The sequence below is a fragment of the Streptomyces sp. NBC_01314 genome, assembly GCF_041435215.1.
Lineage (GTDB): Bacteria > Actinomycetota > Actinomycetes > Streptomycetales > Streptomycetaceae > Streptomyces.
The window spans coordinates 9618666-9644192 of sequence record NZ_CP108394.1 but is presented as its reverse complement, the minus strand read 5'-3'; the positions used below and the strand labels follow the sequence as shown (position 1 = coordinate 9644192).

At 69.7% G+C, this 25527-nt stretch carries 26 protein-coding genes and 3 pseudogenes; 14 read left to right on the top strand and 15 right to left on the bottom strand.

Annotated features, from left to right (window positions below; genetic code table 11):
- The first annotated feature begins 29 nt into the window (after positions 1–29).
- Positions 30–230, top strand: coding sequence for a putative PEP-binding protein (locus OG622_RS42455; RefSeq protein ID WP_371584398.1), 201 nt, complete (start codon positions 30–32; stop codon positions 228–230).
- A gap of 127 nt (positions 231–357) precedes the next feature.
- Here OG622_RS42455 and OG622_RS42450 read toward each other — a convergent pair whose 3' ends face one another.
- The 3 genes and pseudogenes from OG622_RS42450 to OG622_RS42440 all read right to left on the bottom strand — a co-directional run bounded on the left by OG622_RS42450 (position 358) and on the right by OG622_RS42440 (position 3045).
- Complete coding sequence (locus OG622_RS42450) at positions 358–615, bottom strand: hypothetical protein (protein WP_371582142.1); 258 nt, start codon at positions 613–615, stop codon at positions 358–360.
- A 316-nt stretch (positions 616–931) separates the two neighbouring features.
- Positions 932–1759: pseudogene (locus OG622_RS42445) on the bottom strand (universal stress protein).
- 215 nt (positions 1760–1974) lie between these two features.
- Positions 1975–3045, bottom strand: coding sequence for a zinc-dependent alcohol dehydrogenase family protein (locus tag OG622_RS42440; protein WP_371582141.1), 1071 nt, complete (start codon positions 3043–3045; stop codon positions 1975–1977).
- 227 nt (positions 3046–3272) lie between these two features.
- On the opposite strand from OG622_RS42440, the gene OG622_RS42435 reads away from it, so the two are divergent.
- Both OG622_RS42435 and OG622_RS42430 read left to right on the top strand, forming a co-directional pair.
- Complete coding sequence (locus OG622_RS42435) at positions 3273–3665, top strand: STAS domain-containing protein (protein WP_371582139.1); 393 nt, start codon at positions 3273–3275, stop codon at positions 3663–3665.
- 118 nt (positions 3666–3783) lie between these two features.
- Positions 3784–4377 carry a hypothetical protein gene (locus tag OG622_RS42430; RefSeq protein WP_371582138.1) on the top strand — a complete coding sequence of 198 codons (594 nt, stop codon included), beginning with the start codon at positions 3784–3786 and terminating at the stop codon, positions 4375–4377.
- A 353-nt stretch (positions 4378–4730) separates the two neighbouring features.
- Here the strand turns inward: OG622_RS42430 and OG622_RS42425 are convergent, their stop codons facing one another.
- Entirely contained in the window at positions 4731–7112 is a 2382-nt protein-coding gene (locus OG622_RS42425) for a phosphoketolase (RefSeq protein WP_371582137.1), read from the bottom strand.
- 49 nt (positions 7113–7161) lie between these two features.
- Here OG622_RS42425 and ppk2 point away from each other — a divergent pair, with 49 nt between their 5' ends.
- Positions 7162–7965, top strand: coding sequence for a polyphosphate kinase 2 (ppk2, locus tag OG622_RS42420; protein ID WP_371582136.1), 804 nt, complete (start codon positions 7162–7164; stop codon positions 7963–7965).
- A 17-nt stretch (positions 7966–7982) separates the two neighbouring features.
- Here the strand turns inward: ppk2 and OG622_RS42415 are convergent, their stop codons facing one another.
- The 4 genes and pseudogenes from OG622_RS42415 to OG622_RS42400 all read right to left on the bottom strand — a co-directional run bounded on the left by OG622_RS42415 (position 7983) and on the right by OG622_RS42400 (position 11942).
- Positions 7983–8888, bottom strand: a complete 906-nt coding sequence (locus OG622_RS42415) for a universal stress protein (protein ID WP_371582135.1) — start codon at positions 8886–8888, stop codon at positions 7983–7985.
- A 5-nt stretch (positions 8889–8893) separates the two neighbouring features.
- Positions 8894–9916, bottom strand: a complete 1023-nt coding sequence (gene adhP, locus OG622_RS42410; RefSeq protein WP_371582134.1) for an alcohol dehydrogenase AdhP — start codon at positions 9914–9916, stop codon at positions 8894–8896.
- Between the two features lie 35 nt (positions 9917–9951).
- Positions 9952–10891 (bottom strand): annotated as a pseudogene (locus OG622_RS42405) (universal stress protein).
- A gap of 250 nt (positions 10892–11141) precedes the next feature.
- Positions 11142–11942, bottom strand: coding sequence for an APC family permease (locus OG622_RS42400; RefSeq protein ID WP_371582133.1), 801 nt, complete (start codon positions 11940–11942; stop codon positions 11142–11144).
- 132 nt (positions 11943–12074) lie between these two features.
- Between OG622_RS42400 and OG622_RS42395 the strand changes: the two genes are divergently transcribed.
- From OG622_RS42395 to OG622_RS42375, 5 genes and pseudogenes are all read left to right on the top strand, one after another.
- Entirely contained in the window at positions 12075–12539 is a 465-nt protein-coding gene (locus OG622_RS42395; RefSeq protein ID WP_371582131.1) for a cyclic nucleotide-binding domain-containing protein, read from the top strand.
- 32 nt (positions 12540–12571) lie between these two features.
- A pseudogene (locus tag OG622_RS42390) lies at positions 12572–13266 on the top strand (CBS domain-containing protein).
- A gap of 175 nt (positions 13267–13441) precedes the next feature.
- The gene (locus OG622_RS42385) at positions 13442–14143 is read left to right on the top strand and encodes a response regulator (protein ID WP_371582130.1); all 702 of its coding nucleotides are present in this window, start codon (positions 13442–13444) and stop codon (positions 14141–14143) included.
- Between the two features lie 69 nt (positions 14144–14212).
- Positions 14213–14377 (top strand): hypothetical protein, encoded by a 165-nt coding sequence (locus OG622_RS42380; protein ID WP_371582129.1) that lies wholly within the window; start codon positions 14213–14215, stop codon positions 14375–14377.
- Between the two features lie 293 nt (positions 14378–14670).
- Complete coding sequence (locus tag OG622_RS42375) at positions 14671–15093, top strand: pyridoxamine 5'-phosphate oxidase family protein (protein WP_371582128.1); 423 nt, start codon at positions 14671–14673, stop codon at positions 15091–15093.
- Positions 15094–15644: 551 nt separating this feature from the next.
- Here the strand turns inward: OG622_RS42375 and OG622_RS42370 are convergent.
- Entirely contained in the window at positions 15645–16814 is a 1170-nt protein-coding gene (locus OG622_RS42370) for an integrase (RefSeq protein ID WP_371582126.1), read from the bottom strand.
- A gap of 476 nt (positions 16815–17290) precedes the next feature.
- Here OG622_RS42370 and istB point away from each other — a divergent pair, with 476 nt between their 5' ends.
- Positions 17291–18010 carry an IS21-like element helper ATPase IstB gene (istB, locus tag OG622_RS42365; RefSeq protein WP_371584397.1) on the top strand — a complete coding sequence of 240 codons (720 nt, stop codon included), beginning with the start codon at positions 17291–17293 and terminating at the stop codon, positions 18008–18010.
- A gap of 70 nt (positions 18011–18080) precedes the next feature.
- On the opposite strand, the gene OG622_RS42360 is transcribed toward istB, so the two are convergent.
- The 3 genes from OG622_RS42360 to OG622_RS42350 all read right to left on the bottom strand — a co-directional run bounded on the left by OG622_RS42360 (position 18081) and on the right by OG622_RS42350 (position 19899).
- Positions 18081–18452, bottom strand: coding sequence for a DUF6882 domain-containing protein (locus tag OG622_RS42360; RefSeq protein WP_371584396.1), 372 nt, complete (start codon positions 18450–18452; stop codon positions 18081–18083).
- 63 nt (positions 18453–18515) lie between these two features.
- Complete coding sequence (locus tag OG622_RS42355; RefSeq protein WP_371582125.1) at positions 18516–19493, bottom strand: transposase; 978 nt, start codon at positions 19491–19493, stop codon at positions 18516–18518.
- A gap of 172 nt (positions 19494–19665) precedes the next feature.
- Positions 19666–19899, bottom strand: coding sequence for a hypothetical protein (locus tag OG622_RS42350; protein ID WP_371582124.1), 234 nt, complete (start codon positions 19897–19899; stop codon positions 19666–19668).
- Positions 19900–20153: 254 nt separating this feature from the next.
- Here OG622_RS42350 and OG622_RS42345 point away from each other — a divergent pair, with 254 nt between their 5' ends.
- Positions 20154–20648 carry a hypothetical protein gene (locus OG622_RS42345; protein WP_371582122.1) on the top strand — a complete coding sequence of 165 codons (495 nt, stop codon included), beginning with the start codon at positions 20154–20156 and terminating at the stop codon, positions 20646–20648.
- Between the two features lie 566 nt (positions 20649–21214).
- Here OG622_RS42345 and OG622_RS42340 read toward each other — a convergent pair.
- The 3 genes from OG622_RS42340 to OG622_RS42330 are packed head-to-tail and all read right to left on the bottom strand — an operon-like array spanning position 21215 to position 22628.
- Positions 21215–21826, bottom strand: coding sequence for a hypothetical protein (locus OG622_RS42340; protein ID WP_371582121.1), 612 nt, complete (start codon positions 21824–21826; stop codon positions 21215–21217).
- A 32-nt stretch (positions 21827–21858) separates the two neighbouring features.
- A complete protein-coding gene (locus tag OG622_RS42335; protein WP_371584395.1) occupies positions 21859–22317 on the bottom strand; it encodes an IS3 family transposase in 459 nt (152 codons plus the stop codon).
- Positions 22318–22319: 2 nt separating this feature from the next.
- On the bottom strand, positions 22320–22628 hold the full coding sequence (locus OG622_RS42330; protein ID WP_371582119.1) for a transposase: 309 nt from the start codon (positions 22626–22628) through the stop codon (positions 22320–22322).
- Between the two features lie 229 nt (positions 22629–22857).
- Between OG622_RS42330 and OG622_RS42325 the strand changes: the two genes are divergently transcribed.
- The 3 genes from OG622_RS42325 (at position 22858) to OG622_RS42315 (ending at position 25359) form a co-directional block, all read left to right on the top strand.
- Positions 22858–23574, top strand: a complete 717-nt coding sequence (locus OG622_RS42325; RefSeq protein WP_371582117.1) for an SDR family oxidoreductase — start codon at positions 22858–22860, stop codon at positions 23572–23574.
- 93 nt (positions 23575–23667) lie between these two features.
- Positions 23668–24672, top strand: coding sequence for a DJ-1/PfpI family protein (locus tag OG622_RS42320; RefSeq protein ID WP_371582115.1), 1005 nt, complete (start codon positions 23668–23670; stop codon positions 24670–24672).
- A 21-nt stretch (positions 24673–24693) separates the two neighbouring features.
- A complete protein-coding gene (locus tag OG622_RS42315; protein WP_371584394.1) occupies positions 24694–25359 on the top strand; it encodes a hypothetical protein in 666 nt (221 codons plus the stop codon).
- Positions 25360–25527 lie beyond the last annotated feature (168 nt).

The window sequence follows — 25527 nt, the reverse complement described above, 5'->3', positions numbered from 1 at the left end:
TAGTCGTCGGCAGCCTGGGGTGGTAGCGGATCCGGCCGAGTCGCCCTGCTGCCCGGTCAGGGCCAGGATTTCGGTCCCGACTGAAGATCGGCGTCTGCGGCAAGCATGGCGGCGCCCCCGAGTCCGTGGACTTCTTCCATGCCGCGGGGCTGGACTGCATCTCGTGCCCGCCGTTGCGCGGCCCGGCTGGAGGGCGGCCCGGCAGCTCTGCCCGTGAAGGAGGGCGGTGACGGCCGCTGAAAAGGCCCCCGGGGCGGAACCATCGGCCCTGTGGGGCACGGGTGATCCGAGGGACACTGAAGACAGGAGCGGCACCGATCCCCCGCGGTGCCGCTCCGTTCGTCCGCCTGAACGCTGTCAGTCGGGCGGTACGACCGCGACGGGCGCGACGGCGGGCTGAAGGACGCCGTGCGCCACCGGGGCGCGGGCCCGGGGAGCCCACTTGTCCTGCCACGGGCGGAGCACGTCGGCCGGTTCGTGTGAGGTCCTCCTTCTCCAGCCGTGGACAACGCGCGACCTTGTGTCACGCCGGACCGCGGCGCCGAACGCGAAGGCAAGGACGTGGTCGTCGGGGGCACACAGGTCCAGCCCCGGCACCACGTCGTGGTGTGACATGGCGCGACGACCGGCCGCTCCGCTCGGGCCACCAGCGCCGGAGTGGCGGTGAGCCGGCCGGGCCCTCGCCTCGCGCGGCAGGTGAGCGGATCGGCCGGCGCCCGGCGGAGGCACCGGCTCGCCCGCGAACGGCACGCAGGAATGCGGCTGTTGCTCCCCCGCGTGCACGACACGGAGGGGAAGCCAGTACATCCCTGGCTTCACGAGCGGCCCGGTCCACCGCCGCCAGGCCATCGTCCGAGCCGTCCGGACCGACGGTGACGGTACGGGCATGGGTGGCCTCCGTCGCAGGCGTGCCGCCGCAACAGATGTCCCGTCATACGTTCGGGACCACGACGACAGGGCAGTGCGCGCGGTGCAGCAGGGTGTGGGCGACCGGCCCGAGGCGTGTGCCGAGCACGGTCGTACGGTGGTGGGTGCCGATGACGACCACGGCGGCCTCGTGGGTCGCCTCCAGCAGGCCGTCCGCGGGCGCGGTGCGGACCGTCCAGGTCTCCACGTCGACAGCTGGGTACCGGTCCCTCAGGCGGTGAGGGCGTAGCGCGGTACGGCCTCCTCCGCCGTGGCGTCCCGGGTGAGCCGTTTCTGTCCCGGGCTGCGGGACGACACGAGGGAGGGCGGTTCGGGGGTGATGTGCCGATGGGTCCAGGAATGCAGGACGCGGAGCCTCGCACCGCGCCGCTCGGCCTCCTGGAAGGCTTAGGCGGCCGCCTGCGTGTCGGTGTCGCCCTCCAGACCGAGCAGCACGTCCTGCCCGTTGTCGCACGGGTGGTCCCCCGTACGACCAGGAGGGGGCCCTGTGCGAGCGCCGCCAGCCGCAGGCTCACCGAGCCGAACGCGGCACCGGTCAGCGGCCGAGGCCGCGTGTTCCCACGACGGTCAGCGCCGCGTCCGCGCTCTCGCGCACCAGCGCGGATACCGCTCCGTCTTCCGCGGCGACGGTTTCCACCGCGAGATCCGGATACCGCTGCCGTACGCGCGACGCGGCGGAGGACAGGACCGGTGCGGCTTCGTCGCGGTCCTCGACCGCGTACACCACACGTAGGGCGGTGCCGTGGCGTACGGCCTCCGCTGCGGCCCGGTCCAACGCCCGTACGGAGACCAGGGAGCCGTCCACTCCGACGACTGTGTGATGGAGAGTCATGGCCGTACTTCCCCTCTGTCGGCGACCGTCCGATGGAGGCAGCCGGCCTGAGGGGCCCCGCCTCTTCGAACGATGGTCGCCGTGCGCCGCCTCACGGGGCAGCAGCCGGGAGGGCCGGTGAAGAAGCCGAACGGCCCTGTTTCCAAGGGCCGTTCGGTCCATGCCGGGGAACCCGGTCGACGGGGTTCGGGACGGAAGTCCGAAGCCGGGTGGCGTCAGACCGCCGGGACGGCGACCTCCTTGTGCGGCTGCTCGCCGAGCACCACCTTGAGGGCGCCGGTGTCGGCGGCCCGGGCGAAGACGTCGTACGCCTCCTCCATGCGGTCGAGCGGGAAGGTGTGGGTGACCAGCTGCGCGGTCGGCAGGCGGCCGGCGGCCGCCATGCGCAGCAGGGTGGGTGTGGAGTAGGTGTCGACCAGGCCGGTGGTGATGGTCACGTTCTTGATCCACAGGTTTTCGAGGTGCAGCGTGGCCGGCTTGCCGTGGACGCCGACATTGGCGACGTGGCCGCCGGGGCGCACCATGCGCGTGCACATCTCGAAGCTCTCCGGGACGCCGACCGCCTCGATGGCCACGTCCGCGCCGAGCCCGTCGGTCAGATCGGCGATCAGTTGCTCGGGGTCCTCACGGGCATCGGCCACGGCATCGGCGCGGAGCCGCTTGGCGGCGTCCAGCCGGGAGGTGGCCAGGTCGACGGCGACGATCCGCTCGGGGGCGAACAGACGTGCCGTGGCGATCGCCGCGAGGCCGATGGGGCCTGCTCCGACCACGGCGACGGTGTCGCCCGGGCGTACACGGCCGTTGAGCACGCCCACTTCGTAGGCGGTCGGGAAGATGTCCGCGAGCAGTACCGCGTCCTTGCTCTCGACCGCGCCGGGGAGCGCATGGACGGACAGGTCGGCGTACGGGACGCGGACGTACTCGGCCTGGGTGCCGTCGATCAGGTGGCCGAGAATCCAGCCTCCACCGCCCCGGCACTGGCCGTAGGCGCTCTCCCTGCAGTAGCGGCAGCGCCCGCAGGCGCTGATGCAGGAGACCAGCACACGATCGCCCGGACCTACGGTCCGGACGTCGCCGCCGACCTCCATGACTTCACCGACGGCCTCGTGCCCCAGGACCGTGCCGGGGTGCACCTCGGGCACATCGCCCTTGAGGATGCGCAGGTCGGTGCCGCAGATGGTCACGGCGTCGACCCGCACGATGGCGTCGGTGGGCTCCTTGACGGCAGGGTCCGGGATCTCCTCCCAGGCCGACTGCCCCGGGCCGTGGAAGACGTAGCCTTTCATTTCGCTCCTCACCGTCCTTCTTTCGAGTGCCGGGGTTGCCCCACACATCCAGCTTGTCCCTCGGCCGCACGCTTCGCTTGGGCCGTCCGGACCTCCCCGCCCACCGACGGGGCCCCTGTCCCATCGGTGGGCGGGCAGCGGGGAGGTCCTATAGGCCCTGGCGAACCAGGACAACAGGGACCGAACAGCCCTTCCATGCACCCTGTCGACACGGGTTGTCTCGTCCCATGGACGACAACCACACGAGGTCCACGCCGTACCGCACCCATCGCACCGTCGGTGGCACGACCGTCATCACTCTGCAGGGCGAGCTCGACGTCGTGACGGCGCCCTCGCTCGCGGCCCGCATGGACGCGCTGACCTCCGGTCCGCGCCCCGACCTGGTGATCGACCTGCGCCCGGTCTCCTTCATCGACTGCGCCGGGCTGGGCGTGCTGTGCAGGGCGCGGAACCGGGCGAAGGCCCGGCAGGGTCGGCTACGGCTGGTCACGAACAGTTCCCCGTTCCTGCGGATCCTGCACCACACCGGACTGACCGGCGTTTTCGACATCCGCTCCCGACTGTCCGAGGAGGCGGCCGGGTCGCCGGTCTCCGACTCCGACTCCGCTTCGGCCGACTGAGCCCCGGCGTCGGGCCCTGGCATGGGGTCGGGCGGGCCAAGTGGCGCCTTGGGCTCAACGGTCCCTTCTCGCTGTGGAGTTGGTCCCGAACAGCCCTACGGCGAGCCCTCTTCGGCTCATGCCGCAAGCGCGGTCCGGCCTGTCACCGTCGGAAGGTCACCACGACGAGAAGGTACGGACCGGTGCCCAGTGGCACGTACGCGAAGAGGCCGCGGCGGTGGCGGTGGCGGTGGCGCCGCGGCGCCGCGACGACCTCGCGGAGGCCTGGATCGTGCTCGCCGTCCGGACGGTGGTCGTCGTGGGCGGCACCATCGCCGGGCTGGTGACGGCCCATGCCGCGAGTGAGGTGTTCGCGCGGCAACGGGTCGAGCGGCAGTCCGTCCGTGCCGTCGTCCTGAACGACGTCCCGCGCACCGCCACTGCGCCCGGCGGTGCCACGGGGCGGAGGATGGCCGCTGTGCGCTGGACGGCACCCGACGGCTCGCCCCGTACGGACCGGACCCTGGTGACCACCGGCCTCAAGGCCGGGTCCAAGGCCGTGGTCCGGCAGGACGGCAAGGGGTGTCTTGTCCCCGACCGACGGATCCGACAGTGGCGGCGGTCGAATCGGGCGTCCTGGGGATCCGCGGCCGGAATCGCCCTCGCAGGCCTCGTGTCCGGTGCCGGCGCCGTCGCCCGATGGCGGCTCGATCTCCGTCGCATCGACCGGTGAGGCCGGGAGTGGGATCCGGTCGGGCCGGAGTGGGGCCACAAGACCAGCTGAGAGCAGCACGGATGGTTGGGCTCCGGGTCGGGGATGCGGCCCGGAGCTTCTTCGGGACCTGAAAGGTGGACTGAGAGGGAACCAGTGGACTGAGAGGGAACCAGTGGTCCTCGCCTGCGTCGCCCCGTCCGCGCGCACCCCTTCCGCGGTCGACTGGGCCCGGACCGAGGCACGGCTGCGCGGCCGGGACGGTCGACCACCAGTTCAGTGGGCGGGAGACCGGCCCTTAATTGAGCCCTCTCGTTGCGGGTGTCGGGGCCGATCCCATGGGCCGGTTCCTTCCTCTGCTCCTACAGGGGTTTTCAGGTGCTCCAGGTCCAGTCGGCGACCTCGGGCAGGTCGGTGCCGTGCTCGCGGATCCAGGCCTGGTGGCGGGTGCGGGCGTCGGCCATCTGCTGGCGTACGGCGGCGGCACGGACGGCGAGGCCGGGGACGCGGTCAATGACGTCCATGACCAGGCGGTAGCGGTCGAGGTCGTTGCGGACGACCATGTCGAACGGTGTCGTGGTGGTGCCGGACTCCTTGTAGCCGCGTACATGCAGGTTCTTGTGGCCGGTGCGGCGGTAGGCGAGGCGGTGGATCAGCCACGGGTAGCCGTGGTAGGCGAAGATCACCGGCTTGTCGGTGGTGAACAGGCCGTCGTACTCGAAGTCGCTCATCCCGTGCGGGTGTTCCTCACGCGGGAGCAGCCGGGTCATGTCGACGACGTTGACGACGCGGACGGCGAGCTGCGGCAGGTGGCGGCGCAGCAGCTGGGCGGCGGCCAGCACCTCCTGGGTGGGAACGTCCCCGGCGCAGGCGAGCACGGCATCCGGTTCGCCGCCGTTCTCCGTGCCGGCCCATTCCCAGATCCCGGCGCCCCGCGCGCAGTGGGCGCGGGCCTGCTCGATGGACAGCCAGTCGAAGCAGGGCTGTTTGCCGGCCACGATCACGTTGACGTAGTCGCGGCTGCGCAGGGCGTGGTCCGCCACCGACAGCAGGGTGTTGGCGTCCGGCGGCAGATAGACCCGTACGACCTCGGGGCTCTTGTTGAGGACGTGGTCGACGAAGCCCGGGTCCTGATGGGAGAAACCGTTGTGGTCCTGCCGCCACACGTGCGACGTCAGCAGGTAGTTGAGGGAGGCGATGGGCGCACGCCAGGGCAGTTCCCGTGACGTCTTCAGCCACTTGATGTGCTGGTTGACCATGGAGTCGACGATGTGGACGAACGCCTCGTAGCAGGAGAACAGCCCGTGCCGGCCGGTGAGGAGGTAGCCCTCCAGCCAGCCCTGGCAGGTGTGTTCGGAGAGGATCTCCATCACCCGCCCGTGCCGGTCCAGGTGTTCGTCCACCGGCAGGCGCTCGGCCTGCCAGGCCTTGCCGCTGGCGTCGAAGACGGCCTGGAGCCGGTTGGAGGCGGTCTCGTCCGGGCCGACGATCCGGAAGTCCCGGCGCAGGCGGGTGTCGTTCATGACCTGTTCCAGGAGGTCGCCGAGGACCCGGGTGGGCTCGTGCAGCGTCGTGCCCGGTTTGTCGACCGGTACGGCGAAGTCGTCGAGGGACCGGATGGGCAGGTCGCGGACGAGGAGCCCGCCGTTGGCGTGCGGGGTGGAGCCAAGCTGCCTGGAGCCCTCGGGGACACAGGCGAGGACGTCGGCGACAGGCCGGCCGGCCGGGCCGAACAGTTCGGCGGGCCGGTACGAGCGCAGCCAGGCCTCCAACTGCCGCAGATGGTCCGGGTTCTCCCGAACACCGGCCAGCGGAACCTGGTGCGCGCGCCAGGTGCCCTCGACGGGCACCCCGTCGACCTCTGCGGGGCCGGTCCAGCCCTTCGGCGTGCGCAGCACGATCACCGGCCAGTGCACCCGCTCGGCGACACCGTCCTCGCGGGCCGTCCGCTGCATCAGGGCGATACGGTCCAGTGCCTCCTCGAAGGCCCTGGCCATCGCGCGGTGCACCTGCGCCGGGTCTTCACCGGTCACATGGATCGGCACATGGCCGTATCCCCGCAGCAGCTCGTCCAGCTCGGACTCGGGAAGGCGGGAGAGCACCGTCGGGTTGGCGATCTTGTAGCCGTTGAGGTGGAGGATCGGCAGGACCGCTCCGTCGTGCACCGGGTCGAGGAACTTGTCGGAATGCCAGGCGGCGGCCAGCGGCCCGGTCTCCGCCTCGCCGTCCCCGATCACGCACGCCACGAGCAGGTCGGGGTTGTCGAACGCGGCGCCGTACGCGTGCGCCAGCGAGTAGCCGAGCTCGCCGCCCTCGTGGATGGAGCCGGGCGTCTCGGGTGCGACGTGGCTGGGCACCCCGCCGGGGAAGGAGAACTGCCGGAACAGCCGTGCCATGCCCTCCGCGTCGCGCGGCACGTCGGGGTAGGTCTCGCTGTAGCTGCCCTCCAGCCACGAGTTGGCGAGCACGGACGGCCCGCCGTGCCCGGGGCCCCAGACGCACAGCGCGTCGAGACCGCGCGCCTTGATCACCCGGTTGAGGTGGGTGTACACGAGGTTGAGTCCGGGAGAGGTGCCCCAGTGGCCGAGCAGCCGGGGCTTGATGTGCTCGGGGCGCAGCGGCTCGGTCAGCAGCGGGTTGGCCAGCAGGTAGATCTGTCCGACGGTCAGGTAGTTGGCGGCCCGCCAGTGGGCGTCCAGGGTGCGCAGTTCGTCATCGGTCAGTACGGTGGCGTTCTGGTGTTCGACCTTGGTCATGGGTGACTCCGGAACTCATCGACGGGGATCATGGGGCGGTGGAGGCGGCATGGCCGGCAAGAAGACGACGAAACTGCCGCGCGCGGTGTACGAGACGGAACTGCTGCGTCTGCAGACGGAGTTGGTGAAGCTGCAGGAGTGGGTGCGGGCGGAGGGCGCCCGGCTGGTCGTGGTCTTCGAGGGGCGCGACGCGGCGGGCAAGGGCGGCACCATCAAGCGGGTCGCCGAGCACCTCAACCCGCGCGTCGCCCGGATCGCGGCGCTCCCCAAGCCGACGGAGCGCGAGCGCACCCAGTGGTACTTCCAGCGGTACGCCGAGCATCTTCCGGCCGCCGGGGAGATCGTGCTGTTCGACCGGTCCTGGTACAACCGGGCCGGTGTCGAGCACGTGATGGGCTTCTGCACGAAGGAGGAGCACCAGCTGTTCCTCCGCCAGTGCCCGGTCTTCGAACGGATGCTGGTCGAGGACGGGATCCTGCTGCGCAAGTACTGGTTCTCGGTGAGCGACACCGAGCAGCAGGAGCGGTTCCGGCGCCGTCTGGAGGACCCGCTGCGTCGCTGGAAGCTCTCGCCTATGGACCTGGAGTCGATCACCCACTGGGAGGCGTACTCCCGGGCGAAGGACGAGATGCTGGTGCACACCGACATCCGCGAAGCGCCCTGGTACGTGGTCGAGAGCGACGACAAGCGCCGGGCGCGGCTGAACATGATTGCCCACCTGCTCGACTCTGTGCCGTACCACGAGGTCCCGCCACCGGTGCTGGACCTGCCCGCGCGCCCGGCGTCGACCGGCTACCAGCGTCCGCCGCGCGATCTGCAGACGTACGTCCCCGACCACGCGGCGAGTCTCTGACCAGCCGGTCACCGCGCTCACTCCGGCTCGGGCACGATCACGACCGGGCAGGCGGAGTGGTGCAGCACCCCGTGCGTCACCCGGCCGAGCTGGAGTCCGAAGTGCCGCTGCCGGCGCTTGGCTCCGACGACCAGGAGGTCGGCGTCGCGCGAGGCGTCGACCAGCACGTTCCGGGCGTGGCCCTCAGCCGTGCGGCGGTGCAGTACGACATCGGCGGGGGCGTCCTGAAGCGCCGACTCCAGAGCCTCCGCCGCCCGCTGCTCGTGCAGCCGCGCGGGCTCCCCGGTCAGCTGGGGGTACCCCCGGACGGAGTCCGGGGGAGGATGGTCGATGGTCTCGTGCGCGGGGCACCGCCAGGCCCGTACGGCATCGACCCGCGCCCCACGTCGCCGCGCCTCCTCGAAGGCGAAGCGCACCGCCGCCGAGGACGTCGGCTTCTCCCCCACGCCGACGACGACGCGGCCGTGCGTCGCGGGCAGGGCCTGGTTGTCGTGGCTGCCGCGTACGACGATCATCGGGCAGTGCGCGTGCGCGGCCACCGTCAGGCTCACCGAGCCCAGCAGCGCTTCCGTGAGGGCGCTGCGGCCCCGGGTGCCGGTCACCAGCAGGGAGGCGCTGCGGCTCTCCCGCAGCAGCGTGTACTCGGGTTCCTCGGGCAGCACATCCGTGGTGATCTTCACCTCGGACCGGCGGAGGCGGGCTCGCCGCGCGGCGCTCTCCACGATGTCCTCGGCCCGAACCCGCTCGGACGGCTTTTCCAGGTCCTCGGCGAGCTGAGCGCCCTCGTACCGCTCCCACAGCGATGCGTACACCAGGCGTAGCGGTGCCCCGCGCAGGGCCGCCTCGTCGGCCGCCCAGTCCACGGCCCGCAGGCCGGCCTCGGAGCCGTCGACGCCGACGACGATCGGCAGGTCCATCGCCATCTCCCTCACCGTCCCGCACCGAGGTCGAACACGATCCGGGCCTTGACCTGGCCGCGCAGCACCTCGTCGATGGATTCGTTGACGGAGGCCAGCGGTCGGGTCTCGGAGATGACCCGGGTCCGGCCGGCCGCGTGCAGCTGGAAGACCTCGGCGAGGTCCTGTCGGGTGCCCACGATCGAGCCGATGACGCTCGTACCGTTCAGGACCGTGTCGAAGATCGGGACCTGGACGGTGCCGTGGGCGGGCAGGGCGACCATGACGAGCTTGCCGCCGCGCCGCAGCCCCGCGTTGACGGCCGCGAAGGCCGCTTCGTTCACCGCGAGCGCGATGGCCGCGTGGGCGCCGCCGTGCCGCTTGAGGACCTCGCCGACGTTCTCCTTGCGGGCGTCGATGACGATGTCGGCACCGAGTTCGGTGGCGAGTTCGAGCTTCTCGTCGGTGACGTCGATCGCGGCCACCGTGGCTCCGGCGATCTTGGCGTACTGCACGGCGAGGTGGCCGAGTCCGCCGATGCCGGAGATCGCGACCAGCTGCGCGGGCCGCACCTCGGCGACCTTCAGTGCCTTGTACGTGGTCACGCCGGCGCAGGTCAGCGGGGCGGCGTCGACGGCGGTGACGCCCTCGGGCACCACCTGCGCGAAGTCGGCCCAGGCCAGCATCTTCTCGGCGTATCCACCGTCGCAGCCGTAGCCGGTGTTGATCTGCTGCTCGCACAGCGTCTCCCAGCCGGACAGGCAGTGCTCGCACCGTCCGCAGGCCCTGCCGAGCCAGGGCACGGCGACCCGTTGCCCGACGCTCAGGTGGGTGACGCCGTCGCCGAGCTTCTCGACGAGGCCGACGCCTTCGTGACCGGGGACGAACGGCGGGTCGGGTTTGACGGGCCAGTCGCCGTGGGCGGCATGGATGTCGGTGTGACACAGCCCGGACGCCTCGACCCGGACACGGACCTGGCCGGGGCCGGGCTCGGGGTCGGGGCGTTCCTCGATGACCAGGGGCTCGCTGAATGCTCGTACGACCGCTGCCTTCATGGTTGCTGCTCCTCGGGGTGGGTCACGGGGTGAGGTCAGTGGTGGGGGACGACGGCGACGGGGGCGGTGGAGTGGTGCAGGACGGCGTGCGTGACGGGGCCGATGTGGGCGCCGAACGGATTACGGCGGATGCGGCGGCCCACGACGACCAGCGAGGCGTCGCGGGAGGCGTCGACGAGATGGTTGCCGGGGGTGCCGTAGTGGGATTCCTCGGTGACCTCGACGTCCGGGTGCTTCTCCCGCCACGGGCGCAGCATCTCGGTCAGGGCGGTGGTCTCGCGGCGGGCGAGGGCCCCGTGGAGTTCGAGGTCCACTGAGAGCCCGTAGGCGTAGTACGGGGGCGGGTTCCAGCCGTGGACGACCCGCAGGGACGTACGACGGCGGCCGGCCGCCGCGAACGCGAACTCGATCACTTCTTCGTCGGGACTCTCGATGTCGAAGCCGAGGACGACGTGCCGGAACGGGGTCGCGGCGGACGGGATGCCGGCCGGGTCCATCTCGTGCTCGTCGGCGGCCTGTTCGCCGGCCCGGACGAGGACGACCGACCGTTCGGCGTGCGCCAGCGCGGAGAGACCGACCGAGCCGACCATGAATCCGCTGATCCCGCTCAGACCGCGCGAGCCCAGCACCAGCAGCTCGGCGTCCTTCGCCGCACCCGCCAACACCTCGGAGGGGTGGCCGGACAACTGCTCGGTGGTGACGTCGACACCGGGGGTGGCGCACACGGAGCCCTTCGGCCGCCTCGCGGGGAATTCGCTCGGGCCAGTGCTCATGGGTCTCCGCGCCCAACAGTGGCGCCTGCGCGATGGGATCCGGTACGGGCTCCCAGACATGGACCAGCTTCAGCGGCAGACCGAGCAGCCCTGCCTCACGGGCCGCCCTCCCCCACTGCCTTAAGGGCGTGGGAGGTGCCCCCATGGCCGCCGCGCGGCTCTCGCGCGACCCGTCGAGGCCGACGGTGATGGTGCGGGTCATGTTCTCCACCTTCCGAATGCGCTGAATCGGGGTCCCGGTTCAGCATCGTTCTTGGACGAGGCCCATGGCAGGGGCCGCAGGTCCCTGCCATGGGCCGACCGGCCCTTTCCGGTGTCGGGTGCGGCGGACCCAACGGCGAGCCCGCCACGCCTCCGTGGTCAGCGCAGCCAGCGGCTGTCGCGGACGAGCGGGAGCCCGGCCCAGACCTTGCCGAGGCCCAGGGTGTTGCCGGCCGAGACGGCGGCCAGGGCTAGAGGCGGCCTCCAGGCCGAGGTGACTGAACAGGGCGATGGCGGCCGCCGCGGAGATCGCGCCGAGCACCGACCGGCCACTGGCGTTGAAGGCGCCGAAGTTGTCCGGGTCGATGAAGAACAGCCCGAGGGTGGCCATGAAGACCAGCGGGACGAACTTCAGCACGGCCGTGACCACCTGCGCCGATGTTGCGGACCCCGGACAGGTTGATCGGCGCCGGAATCCAGAGCCCGATCAGCGCGATCGACATCGAGACCCGCGTCCTGTGCCCGGTGTTGACAAAAACCTCGACGTAGCCGACCCACGCAACCACGACGGCCGCGTTCCCGGCCCACGCGGTGATCCAGTGGGACCAGGCGTTCAGGAAGCCTGTGAACTCACCGAACGCCTCGCGGGCGTGGACGTACGGTCTGCCGTCGGCCGGCACGCGCTTCGACAGTGCGCCGAAGGTCAGCGCCAGTGCGAGCGCGCCCAGCGTCACGGCGATGAAGGCGACCAGGGAGACCGGCCCGTACGGGGCGAGCGCGGACGGCAGAGCGAAGACTCCGGTGCCGATGACGCTGCGATCACGAGCGCGGAGGCGGCGGGCAGGCCAAGAGCCTGCTTGGGTGCTTCCCGCTCGCGGCTGGGGGCGGATCCGGGCATGGCTGTGCTCCTTGAACGGGTGGCTTGCGAAGGTGTCGATCCGCGATCGAGGCTTCCGCCTCGTACCGGCGTCGTGGCAGCGGCCGGACGGCCCACGCAGGTTCCGAAGGTCCCGGACCGAGAGGCCCGCCCCAACTCCTCGGCCCCACCCCACGAGCCGGTGTTCCGCAGCCCTGCCTCCGGTACCGAACGGCCCGTGCGATGGACCGGGTGGCCCATGGCCGGCACCGACGCCCCGGAACACCCTGGTGAGGGAAGTCCGTACACCCGGCAGCGGAGGCACGTCATGAACGCTCCCCCCACCCCCAGCATGCTGCGCACACTGTCCGCCGAGCACCGTCAGCGGCTCATGCGCGTCGCCCGGGAGGTGTCCGTCCCCCAAGGAACACGTCTGTTCGAGGAGGGTGGACGCGCCGACCGCTTCTGGATCATCCGCACCGGCACGGTCGAACTCGACATGCGGGTGCCGGGCCGACGGGCGGCGGTCATCGAGAGTCTCGGGCACAACGAACTGGTCGGCTGGTCCTGGCTCTTCGCACCTCACTCCTGGCACATGGGCGCCGCGGCGACGACACCGATCCGGGCCTACGAGTTCGACGCGACCGCCGTCCGGTCCATGTGCCAGGACGACCCCGCCCTGGGCAACGACGTCAGCCAGTGGGTGGGGCAGGTGTTGGCGCACCGTCTGCGCTCGGCCCGGACACGTCTGCTGGACCTGTACGCCCCGTACGGCGCCGGCAGCGTCATCTGAACGCGCCCGGAACGAGACACGAAGAAGTGGCCATGCACGGCACCCCGCACATCGTCAGCGATGTCATGACCCACACGGTCGCCGCGGTCGGTCGCGGGGCGACCTTCAAGGAGATCGTGCGGCTCATGCAGGACTGGAAGGTCAGCGCCCTGCCCGTCATCGAGGGCGAGGGCCGCGTCGTCGGTGTCGTCTCCGAAGCCGACCTCCTGCCCAAGGAGCAGTTCCGCGACAGCGACCCCGACCGGTACACCCAGCTGCGCCGCCTGTCCGATCTGGCGAAGGCCGACGGGGTGGCCTCGGAAGAACTGATGGCCTCCCCCGCCCTCACCGTGCACCCGACGCCACGTCGGCCCAGGCCGCCCGCACCTTGGCCCGGGCCAAGGTCAAGCGGCTCCCGGTGGTCGATGCCGTGGGGATGCTCCAAGGCGTCGTCAGCCGAGCCGACCTGCTCAAGGTCTTCCTCCGCACCGACAAGGAGTTCACCGAGGCGGTCCGCCGCGAGATCGTGTCCTACCTCTTCCCCACACCGGCCTCATCCGTGCGCGTGGAGGTGCGGGACGGCGTCGTGAAGCTCGTCTGCCACATCCGCGACACCTCGCTGGTGCCGGTGGCGACACGGCTGGTGCCCGCTGTGGAGGGGGTCGTGGACGTGCGGTTCGAGTTCACCGGTCCCGGTGAGCCGACACAGGCGCCCGTGGACGGCACCGACGGCGTGCGTCCTGCGTGACCGCCGGACCGCGACGGCGCCCGTGGCGCCGGCCGGTCCCCTCCTTACGGTCGCCGTCACCGGGTGGCCCTTGCGAGTGGGGCCGACCGGCCCTGGTGCGTCCGGTCCGGGCGGGTAATGATCGTCACCATGGACAACCCGCAGTCTGTCCTCCACCGGGGAACGAGGGGCCGTGATGCCTGAGCCACGCACTTTCGACGAGCAGAACCCGATCCGTGTGTTTCTGCTGGACGATCACGAGGTCGTCCGCCGGGGCCTGGCCGACCTGCTCGACTCCGAGCCGGACATCTCGGTGATCGGCGATGCCGGCACGGTCGAGCGCGCTCTCGTTCGCGGCCCGGCGCTGCGCCCCGACGTCGCCGTCCTCGATGTGCGTCTCCCCGACGGCGACGGCATCTCGGTCTGCCGCGAGCTGCGCAACCAGATGCCGGAGCTGGCCTGTCTGATGCTGACCTCGTTCGACGACGAGGAGGCTCTGCTCGACGCGATCATGGCCGGCGCCTCCGGCTACGTCCTCAAGCAGATCAAGGGCTCCGACCTCGTCTCGGCGGTGCGCACGGTCGCCTCGGGCCAGTCGATGCTGGACCCCGCGACCACGGCCCGTCTGATGCGCTCGCTGCGGGCCGAACCCGTCGCCACCCCCGCCGTACCGTCCGAGCTGGCGAGCCTGTCCCCGCGCGAGAGGGACATCCTGGCGCTGATCGGCGAAGGCCTCACCAACCGCGAGATCGGCAAGAAGCTCTATCTCTCCGAGAAGACCGTCAAGAACCACATCTCCCGCCTGCTGGCCAAGCTCGGCGTACAGCGCCGGGTCCAGGCCGCGGTCCTCGCCTCCCATCTGGAACAGCCGGAGACAGGCGAGCCACGAACGAGGTGACTCCCCCGCACCAGGACCACAACCGGTACGGCCACCAGTAGCGACCGCTGGAAGGAGCTGAGCTGCGGGGTGTCCTTGAACCGGGGGCTGAGCGGGCTGAGCGGGCTGAGCGGGCTGAGCGGGCTGAGCGGGCTGAGCGGGCTGAGCGGGGCCTGGGCCCAGAAGTGCACGGCGAAACCGACGGTGGACAGGGTCGGCATCAGCCATGCCCGGCCCGGGTATCGACGTCCCTGACACCGCACCGCTGCTCTCCGTCGTCGACGACTGGAATGGTGCCCGTCCCTTCCCATGCGCTTGTACGGCGGCGATGCCGGGCGCACGGAGGAACAGCAGACTCTGGCCTGTGGAGCGGCCCGCATCCGCTGTCCGTATTGTGCGTCGCGCCGCATCGGCCATCAGGCCCTGGCCAGACAGTCCTCAAGTTCACTCCCGGACACCACGGCCGATCTCCTCCCGCGGCCACTCGGGGACTCAGAAGAGGCCGACCGGCCCTACCCATGTTCGATTGGCGCACTGACGATGGGCTGATGGTTCAGAACGATGCCTTTCGCGCTCTCGACAGGCAGGAGTGCATCCGCCTGCTGGCCAAGGTGCCGGTCGGCCGCGTGGTGTACACCCGGCAGGCGCTGCCTGCGGTCCTCCCGGTCAACTTCGCCCTCGACACCGATGCCTCCGTCCTGCTGTGCACGTCGGCGGCCTCCGACCTCGTGCGCGCGATCGACGGCGTCGTGGTCGCTTTCGAGGGGGACGAGTTCGACCCGGCCACCCGGTCCGGCTGGAGCGTCGTCGTCACCGGGCGGGCTGCGGTGGTGACCGACCCTGCCGAGCACGAACGCCTGTCCCGGAGCGGCCCCTCCTCCTGGATGCCGATGCGGGGCGAGGTCTTCGTGCGGATCGCCTGCGAGTTGGTCACTGGACGCGAACTCGCCGGGGCACGTGCCGCCCTGTGAGGGCGGGCCCGCAGCACCTCGATGCGCGACGAATGCGAGGCACACGCCGGAGCGCTCCGCGCAGCAGTACACCGGCAGGCCGCCCTGGCAGCCGTCGACCGCCTGAAACTGCGAAGCCGCCCGGTCGGAACGCACGGTCCCTTCGCGTCACTGGCAGCACTAATGCGCCACCCGGTGAACCCATCGTTCAACTGCCGAGTACCCGGGGACGGTCCGGATCTCTGTCCGAGATCAAGATCCGGACCATTCCCGGGCCAAGTCGCCACCCACCGCGGACGGCGGACTCGTATCCGCAGCTCAGAGCAGGCGTCTCGCGTGTACCACCAGCAGACGAAGAATCTGCTGGTGTCGTATTCGCCGAAGAAGCTGGGCTTCTTCTAGACGCAGAAAAAGGGCGCCTGACCTGGGCAAATGCCCGCCAGGCGCCCTCCGGGGACTACTCTTAGGCAACGAGTCGAAATACGGCTCTGCTCCCGATATTTCCCACCGCTGTCCCACCTCTGACCAGCTGTTCCGGGATATATCCGGGCCAGATTCCGGCTGACGTGCCTTCAACGGCCGCCGGCCCCCGATTCCTCCCAATGCCTCATCGACTCCTCGATCAGCCGGTTGGCGTGGTCTCGTGTTTCGGCAAGAAACTTGGCGTAGTAGCGGAACAGGACATGGATGCTCTGCCCGGCTCGGCGCGCGCACTCGGCGGGGTCGACGCCGGAAGCCAGCCAGAACGAGATGCCGGCGTGGCGCAGGCCGTAGGGGCGCTTGGCCAGTTCGAGGGTCTGCTCCTCAAGAGTGAGGACAGCCTCGCGGGCTCGTCCCCATGTGATGCCGTACACCGAGGGCTCGATGTAGTTCTCGGCCGCGTTTCGGAACACACGCCCGTCGGTTGCGACGCCGAAGTGCTGTATGTGCTCGCGCAGCATCTGGACGAGTACGGGAGGTATGGGTACGGGGCGCGTGGCCTTGGCCGCGCGCCGTTTCAGCGAGTGGATTTCGTGGACAGTACCGTCATCGGTCCACTCCTTGCCGGCAGTCACCACACCGCCCTTGAGGTTCAGCAGGCCCCAGCCGCTCGGCGGCAGACGGCACTGGGTCTGCTTCAGGTGAATGACCTCTGCCGGGCGCATGGCGGCGTAGTACATGCAGCCGAAGAAGGCGTACAGATGAGGGCCCTTGCCGGGCAGGGCCCTGACGGCTGCGAGCAGTCGGGCGACCTGGGCCGGATTTGGCACGCAGTCGGGGTCGACCTCGTCCGCGACCTCTGGCGCCGTCCAGCGAAGACCGTTCAGCGGATCGTGCGAGAAGTATCCGCGTTCAACGGCTGCCCCGAAGACCTCGTTGACTGCGGCCTTCTTCCGTTTCGCAGTCTTCGCGGCGGCTGCCGTGCCGTCCACCTTGCGGCAGAGGGCGTCCAGCCCGCGGCGCAGTACGACAGGGTCCTCCAGCTCACTGACAGGCAGCGAGCGTCGCTGCAGCCAGTCCAGCGCGGCCTGCCACTCTTCGCGCGGCCGGGACTTCCAGGCGTTCTTGTTGAAGGCCCACGAGTACAGCGCCCGCCGTAGTACGTGCGGTTCTTTGTAGAGAGACCCCGGCTCGACAAGGGCCGGGGTGATGGTCGCCAGGGCGTCAGCCAGCGTACGGCGGGTATTACCCGAGGTACGGTCCCACCGGTGCTCGATGTATCCGGCCGGCCTGCCGGAGAAGGCCACCTGGTACCTGGCCACCAACCTGCCCCACCCCGACGCACCTCACGCCGCCACCAGCACCGCACCCGCCCGCCGACCTCGCCGAGATCGTCCGCCTCTACGGCCTGCGGCCGTGGATCGAGCAGAGCTACAAGCAGATCAAGGACGAACTCGGCTGGGCCGACTTCCAGGTCCGCTCCGACCGCGCCATCCGCCGCCACCAGACCCTGGTCAACTGCGCCTTCTCCTTCTGCTGGGACCAGTGGTTCACCTCACCCGGACCCCTGGATGCCAGCGCGCCGGACCCGTGCCCCGAAGAGGGGCCAGAGAGGGGGACCAACCGGACCCCACCAGCCCCAACAGCCCTGCTGGCCCAGGGCCTTACGGGCCATCCGCTCCTGGCTCACCCCCGCCGTCACCCTCAACCGATGGTGGCGAGCCTGGACGGACAAGGATCCGCCCTCCGAGCTCCAAGCCCTGATCGACGCGGTCACCACCGGACACGGCATTGACCTCTGGAGACCCTCGACGCCCGCCTGGCCCAAGCCCACGGCGGAGAGCTCGGCCACCTGGACTTCCTCCAGGTCCTGTGTCAGGACGAGATCACCCGCCGCGAGACCGTCGCCTTCCAACGCCGTCTGCACCGCGCCAAGTTCGAGCAGCAGGTGACCTTGGAGGAGTTCGACTTCACCGCCTCCTCCAAGCTCCCGGCCGCCCAGATCCGAGATCTGGCCGCTCTGTGCTGGCTCCATGCCGGGGAGTCCGTAATTTTGTTCGGGCCGGTCGGTGTCGGCAAGACCCATATCGCCCAGGCCCTGGGGCACCTCGCCGTCCGCCAGGGCGCGAACGTCCACTTCGCCAAGACCAGCCGGATCGTGGCCGAGCTCGCCGGCGGCCACGCGGACCGCACCTGGGACAAGCGCATGCGCGAGCTGATCCGCCCCGACGTCCTGATCCTCGACGACTTCGCGATGCGCCAGATGACCGCCGCCCAGGCCGACGACTTCTACGAGCTGGTCAGCGAGCGGCAGGGACGATCCCTGATCATCACCAGCAACCGGGCACCCAGCGACTGGTATCCCCTGTTCCCCAACCCCGTCGTCGCCGAATCGCTCCTGGACCGGCTGATCAACACCAGCCACCAGGTCATCATGAACGGCCCCAGCTACCGCCCCAACAAGCGCCCCAGGAACCCCACCGACAAGAACGGAACGGCGACCGCGAAGGACAGCTGACCGCAGGAGTTTTCCGCTCGGCGCCTGAGCGCTGAGGCCCAGGCGTCGAGCTCCGCCCAGGTCTCCGGCGCTAGTCGATATTGATGTTGAAGTTGAAGTTGGAGACACTGCCGTCGGCGGTGGTCAGAGTGACCGGACCGAACGTGATGATCACGGCGGAGTTGCCTCCCGGGCCCCGGTAATAGCCGGTCGCCTCGGTGACCCGAACAGCCAAGGCCACAAGCGTCCCAGCGGCCTTCTCATCGGCCTCGATCTTCGGCTTGGCGAGAGCGGGATGCCCGTTGTCTTCTGCCCAGTCCCGGAAGCTGCGGGCGTCACGGCTCATGTCGGGGAGGATGCTCTTGTTGGCCCAGGCCCACAGCCACGAGCCCGAGCCGGGGCTGAAACTGCCGAGGATCTGCGCGGGTGCTGTCGCCGTCTTGTCAGGGAAGGTCCAGGTGATGATGCAGGTGGCCTCGCAGCTGCTGAAAGCGGCGTGCTTCGCTCATCTGCATCGGGGACGTACTCACTCCGTGTTCTCCTCCTTCGGTGAGGGAACGGTCCGCAGCCGGTCGGCCACGACGGCATAGTGGGACAGGTCGATCACGACCCGTTCGGCGGGATCACCAGCGGCGGCCTGCTGGCCGCGCGGCCGCTCGGCTTCCGCCCGTGCGGCGTCGGAGGGCGGTCTGCGGACCTTGTTCTTGCAGGGAGCCCGGTCCGAGAAGGAGGCCAGGACCTCACGTTCGAGCGCGACGACGTGTCCGGCATCCCGCACTGTCTGGCCGGCTCCGCGCGGCGCGCGGCGGTGGCGGTGGCGGTGGCGGTGGCGGTGGCGGTGGCGGTGGCGGTGGCGGGCAACTACAGCCCATCCGGCGGTGGCGATGTCGAGATGGCTCTCACCGAGCCGGTGCAGGACCCTGCCCTGGGTGCCGGCGGGTCCCGGCGGGACGGAATACAGATTCCCGTCGAAGGAAACGAGGCACTGCGGGCTCACGGGCCGCTCGACCTCCAGCTCGGCCGGCAACGGCCGGACCGGGACGTCGAGCAGCATTTCAGCGGCGGCAAGCTCACCGACGGTGACCTTGATGCCGTCCACCGACCGGCGGCGTTCGTCCATGCGGACGGCGAGCTTCTCGATGCCGGACTGGGCTTGGACGACGGTCAGCGCGTCGGGAACCGTGCGCCACCAGCGTTGGGCTGCCGAGTGGTTGGCCTTCTCGACGACGCCCTTGCGGTTGCCGCGTCGGTGAGGGCAGATGTCGACTCCGACGCCGTAGTACTTCGCGACCGCGGCGAAAGACGCGGTGACCTGCCCGCTGGAGGGGTAACAGACCGTGGCCATCCGGTCGAAGCGCCACCGCCTCGCGGTCCCGCCCAGCTTGCGGACCGCCTGGTCGAGGGCCTGGACCAGGTGCGGAAAGTCCTCGGACTCCGCCAGCACCGCCCGCCACCGGCCCGAATGCGCGAGCGCCCCGACCAGCACGTGAGCGTGCTCGCCCACTCCTCATGACTCCGGCGCATCCGGAAGCTCCAGCCAGTCGAACTGGATCTCCTCGCCCGGCGGATGCGCGATCACCGCCACATTCCGGCCCGTCGCGGCATGACACGGCTCGCAGTGCGGCCGGACCTGGTAGCGGCGAAGCGCACGGGTGAAGGTCGAGTAGCCGCCCTCATCAGCCCAAGTCCCTGACCTCGTCGAACTGAGTGGAGGCCCACAAATGCGGATCATCATCGAGCCGCTGCCGACAGTACTGCAGGAAGGGTACGAAGGCGTCCGGGCTCTGACGTCGTTGGCCAGGAACCTGATCGCCGTTCAGATAGGCGCGGATCGTCTTGCGGTCACGTCCCAGATGTCGCGCGATCGCCGAGATCGTCCAACCCTGACGACGCAGTGCGTGAGCATCCACGTCTTCCTCCCGCGTAAGCATCCAGGCCCCCGAACAGGCCGAACTTGCGCACGCAGGCTCTCCACGACACACCGATCCCAGTTCGACACGCCGGGCGAGATCACACGATGAGTAGGGAAATCGCCTGAGCAGGTTTGCCCGATCCAGGAGCGGCGGATCGGAAGAGCGCGGTTCTACTCGCACCCCACGCCGAGCCCTCCGATATGTTCTTCCGGGCTCGCGCCAGCGGTCCCACACGTATTCGAGGGGGAAACGTGCCAGGTGAGCGGCTTGATGCGGAGTGGGTCCGGTCCTGGTGGGAGCAGGCCGATGCGGCGCTGACGAAGCTGATGCAGTCGTTCCTCCCGACGCACGGGTTCCCACCCGGCCATAACGCCGTGATGCTCGCAACTGACGACAGTCACGCGGCGACGAGCGCACTCGTGGACCTCACGCCGATCCCCTCAGATCTGACCACGCTCTACTGCGTGATCAGCGAGGCTTCTCTGCCCGATGTCGACAGCGGGTACTTCATCCACTCACCAACGTCGGTGGCCGAACACTTCCGTGAGTACGGCCCCGCTCCGATCGACGGCGAGTGGATCGCACCGGTATTCGCAAGCGACGGCGGGGGCCATCTGTTCGCGATCGGAGGCGGCGGTCAAGTCTGGAAGGCCAGTACTGCCTCGTTCGACGACTGCGATCTCGTCGCGGCCAGCTTGCAGGAGTTCCTCGAACAGCTCGGCCGAAGGATCACGAACCAGCTCTGATCACCGCCGATGAACAAACCGGCACCCTGCCCCGCGGAGGTCATCGCATTCCGCAGCTGGGAATCGTGAGCAGGTGTGGGGTCATCCCTGAGCAGGGGGCGGCCAGATTCCAAAGAGTGCCATCAGGGCTCAAGATCTCCGGATGCCGTACCGGCGAGGTCTGGAAACACGGCGGTCGCAACCCGGCGGGGCCTCCCGCACGGCCACGCCGTGAGCATCAGCAACCGGCACCGGGCGCACCCCCGACCGCGCGTGCAGACCCGAGCCGGTCTCCTGCCGCACCATGTCCGCGACGCCGTGCTCCTGGAGCCGCTTGAGGACCTTCGCTCCGGCCTCAGCCGTGCAGCCCAGCAGCCGCGCGACCGTCGCCGCCGTACGTCTGGAAGAAGCTGGGCTTCTTCCAGACGTACGGAGAAAGGCGCCTGACCTGGGTTTTCACCCGTCAGGCGCCTTTCACTCAGCCCGCTCTCGACCGAGCCCGGTTTGCGTGCTAACTCCGAATTCCTCCCACTGCTGTACCCATCCTGACCAGTACCTCCGGACCAGTCACGGACCAAACCCCCGCTTCAGCCCTCGGGGGCGTCACCTTGGCTGACGCTCTGCCACTCGTTGATGGACTGCTCGATGAGGCGGTGCGCCTGCTCTCGAAGGCCGTCGAGGAACTTGGCGTAGAGGTGGAAGGGAACCTCGATGCTCTGGCCGGCGCGGCGGGCGCATTCGGCCGGGTCCACCCCGGAGTAGAGCCAGAACGAGATCCCGGCGTGCCGGAGATCGTAAGGTCGCTTGGCCAGACGTGAAGTCCGCTCGGTACGAGTCGGAGCGTGTTCCCGGGCCCGCGCCCACGTGATGCCGTATGCGGAAGCGTCCACGTAGTTGCCAGCCTGGTTCCGGAAGAGTCGGCCGTCGGCTGCCACGTCGAACCGTTTCACATGGGCACGCAGCATGCGTACGAATTGCGGCGGGATGGGAACAGGCCGCGTCGCGCTTGCCGCACGACGCTTGAGCGAGTGCACTTCGTGCACCTCGCCGTCGTCGGTCCACTCCTTGCCGGACGTGACAACCCCGCCCGAGAGGTTGAGCATCCCCCATCCTGTCTTCGGCACGTGGCATTGATCGATCCGAAGATGGATGACCTCAGCTGGCCACATAGCCGCGGCTGTCAGCACACCAGTCAGCAATTCGTCACCCTGGGAAGGGAGTTCGGGGGAGGCTATGTCGATGACCGTGGCCAGGTAGAGCCGGCCCTCCTCGGTCGGGATATAGGTGATGTCACCGCACCAGCGAGCGTCCAGGGCCGTGACATCAGGCCGGAAGTCCCGGTCAACGAGGTCGGGCTTGATAGCGGCTCGTGGATCGGGATCGTTGTCAGGTGCCGCCGTCTGCGGTGTCGGCCCTGCAGGCCGGCGGCCCGCATCAGCCGGGCGACGCGGCGGCGGCGTCCGGAGCCCTCCCGCTTGAGTACGGCATGCACGCGCGGGGCGCCGTAGGTGCCACGCGAGCGTTCGTGCACGGCCGTGATCTGTTCGGTCAGCTCGGTGTCACGGACCGCCCGCGGGCAGGGAGTACCGGTGCGGCGGGCGTAGAAGGCGGTTCGGGAGACCTGCAACAGTTCACACGCACGCTTGACGCTGTGGCCGCTCTGCTTCTCCGCCTCGATGAACGGGTGCACCGTCACCGGGTCTCCTTCGCGAAGAAAGCCGTCGCACGCTTGAGGACCTCCACGTCCTCGCGCAGTCGGCGGTTCTCCCGCCGCAGCGCGGCCAACTCCTCGCGTTCACTGCTGGTCAGCCCGTCGCGCTCGCCCGCGTCGACCTCGGCCTGGCTCACCCACAGCCTCACCGCGGTCTCGGTCAGATCGAAATCCTTGGCGATCCGACCGACCGAGCGGTCACCACGCCGGCACAACTCGACGATCTCGGCCTTGACCTCCGGCGTGAACGAACGGCGAGGCCGAGGCTTCTTCTTCCCCATGCTCTCCATGATGGCCATCCTCCCGGGGCTGAACCCCTGATCTCGGATGTCCGTCAAATCGGATCAATCCCAGGCTTCTGCTTTGAGGAGGTCGAACGACGCGCCGAAGTGCCTGACGTCGCTGAAGTCTCGCACTCATAGACTTGCACCTGACGTTAGCGTGAGGTTCTAACGTGGCTGTTGTCGGGCCCATCAGGGAGCTCCCGACGACGCATACCGACGTGAAGGACCACCCCCCATGGACATCGCCAACTCCGTCGCTCTCGTCACCGGTGCGAGCCGCGGCCTCGGCCGCCACTTCGTCACCCAGCTGCTGGAGCGGGGAGCGACGAAGGTGTACGCCACCGCGCGCAACCCCGAGAGCGTTGATCTGCCCGGGGCGGAGGTGCTCGCGCTCGACATCACCGACCCGGTCTCCGTCGCCGCCGTGGCGGAAGCCGCCTCGGACGTGACGCTGCTGGTCAACAACGCCGGCATCAACACCATGAACGAGCTGGTCAGCGGTGACCTGGACGAGATCGAGCTGGAGATGGACACCGCCTACTACGGCCCGTTGCGTATGATCCGGGCCTTCGCTCCGATCCTGAAGGCAGGTGGCGGCGGGGCGATCGTCAACGTCCTGTCGGCGGCGTCCTGGGTCCCTTCCGAGCACTGGGGCGCCTACCACGCGGCCAAGGCCGCTGCCTGGAGCCTGACCAACAGCGTCCGCCTCGAACTCTCCGGCCAGAACACACTGGTGGCCGGCGTGTATATGGGGCCGACCGACACCGACCTGGCCCGGGGACTGTCGTTCCCGTTCGACTTGAACGACCCCGCCGACGTCGTCAGGGCCGCGCTCGACGGGGTCGAGGCGAATCAGTCCGAAGTCATAGCCGACCCGCTCTCCGCACAGGTCAAAGCACAGCTCGCCCTCGACCCCGCCACGATCTACACACCGGCCGCGACCACCGCCTGACATCCAGGGATCGCTCCCCACGGCGCGACGGTCCGCAACCGAGAAGCGCGCCCTCCACTCCCCCAGCTCGCAGAGCGAAAAGAAGGCCCCGCCATGAACACCCCCACCTCGTCCAAGCCCAAGGCACTGATCGTCATCCCGTCGGCAGCTGTCCTGCCGCTCACCGAACCGGCAGGCCACCCCGGCGTATCCACCGGGTTCTACCTGGTCGAACTGGCGCAGATCCTCAAGGAATTCGGCGACGAGTACGACTTCACCTTCGCCACCCCCGGCGGGATCGTCCCGCAGCTCGAGATCAACGGCCTGGCCCTGTCGATGCACGCCGCGGCCAAGTTCAGCTCCGCAACGGTCTCGGCCACCGCGGCCCAGGCCTTCCGCTTCGATGTCGACACCTTCCGCGCCAAACGGCCTGGGCTCGTCGCCCGCCGGGACAGCGAACTCGCCCTCTCCCACCGCTACCTGGGCCGCCTGCCCGTCTCCGAGGCGCTGCCCCACAGCGACAAGGAAGTCGTGCAGCTGCGCGACGACCTGATCAAGTCGATGCAGGACCTGCCGGAGCACACCTACCCCTCCGTCGAGCAGCTCGTGCACAGACACCGCGACCCCGAGGACGCCTTCGACCTGGGCGCCTTCGACTTCGTGCACATGCCCGGCGGCCACGCTCCCATGGTCGACTTCGTCGACAACCCCTGGATCGGCGAACTCCTGCACACCCTGCGGGAGAACCAGGTGCTGATCTCACTGATCTGCCACGCCCCCATCGCCATGGCCTCGGCCAAGTACCGGGTGAGCCCCGACGGCACCGTCGTCACCAACCCCCAGCACGCCTTCAACGGCGTGCGGGTGACCACGGTCGCCAAATCCGCCGAACACTTCGTCCTCAGCAACGGCTACCTCAAGATCCCCGGCAAGAAGGTACGGATGGGCTACTTCATCGACGAAGCCCTCAGGAACGCCGGCTACCAGGTACAGACGACCACCAACCCGACCGCCATCAAGGTCATCTGGGAGGAAGACGTCCGCCTGCTCACCAGCAACGGCCCCCAGGCCATCGACGAGCACACCGCCCGCCTGCGCACCCTCCTGCCCCGCCACTGACCATCCCTCTGTGTTCGGGCGCTGCGTTGCTACGAGGAGCAGCGGCTCCTCGGCGCCACGCGCACCGGCGGCGGGCAGCGGCAGTACCCGGAGGGCGCGGTCGCCCGGGTCAGGATGATCCAGCCCACCCGCACCACAGCCACCCCGTACCGGCGGCATTACCGCCGGTACCGCCTGAGGCGGCCCCCACCGTCGCCTCGCCGGCGTGGTCGACGCCGTCGGCACGGGTACGCACTGGACGCCCGGACAGCCGGTCATCGCGTTCAGTCACGGCCTGCCCCTGGGCCTGAACCGGGGGCAGGCCGAGTACGTCGTGGTTCCTCCGCAGGCGATCGCCGCGGCGCCCGCGGGTGTCGACACGGTCCACGCCGCCACCATCCCCTTCAACGGCCTGACCGCGGCCCAGTCCGTCGAACTCCTCGGCATCCAGGCGGGCCAGACCGTGCTCATCACCGGTGCCGAGGGGGCGGTCGGCGGCTATGCGGTGCAGCCGGCGAAGCGCCGGGGACCATGGTCATCGCGAGTGACCTGTGCGATGCTCACGACGCTGTCCGGCCTGGCGGCGGTGGGAGACCTGGCGTTGCGCGTGGCCGTGACCTACCCGCTGCGGGAGGCCGCACGGGCTTACGCGCGCATGACCAGGGGTGGGCTCAAGAGACGTGTCGTCCTCACCATGGACGAGCGTGACGCCCTCTCGTGCGGTACCGGTCGCATCGGCACGGGGTCGCTGCGCGCGGAACCTCGCCCGCCTGCAGTCACGGCCTCGCTACGGTGCCGGTCGGCACTCGGGATGTGGGCCTGCTGCTCACCAAGTCGGTTCACCACCACATACCGGGCGCTCCTCACCCGGTGGCG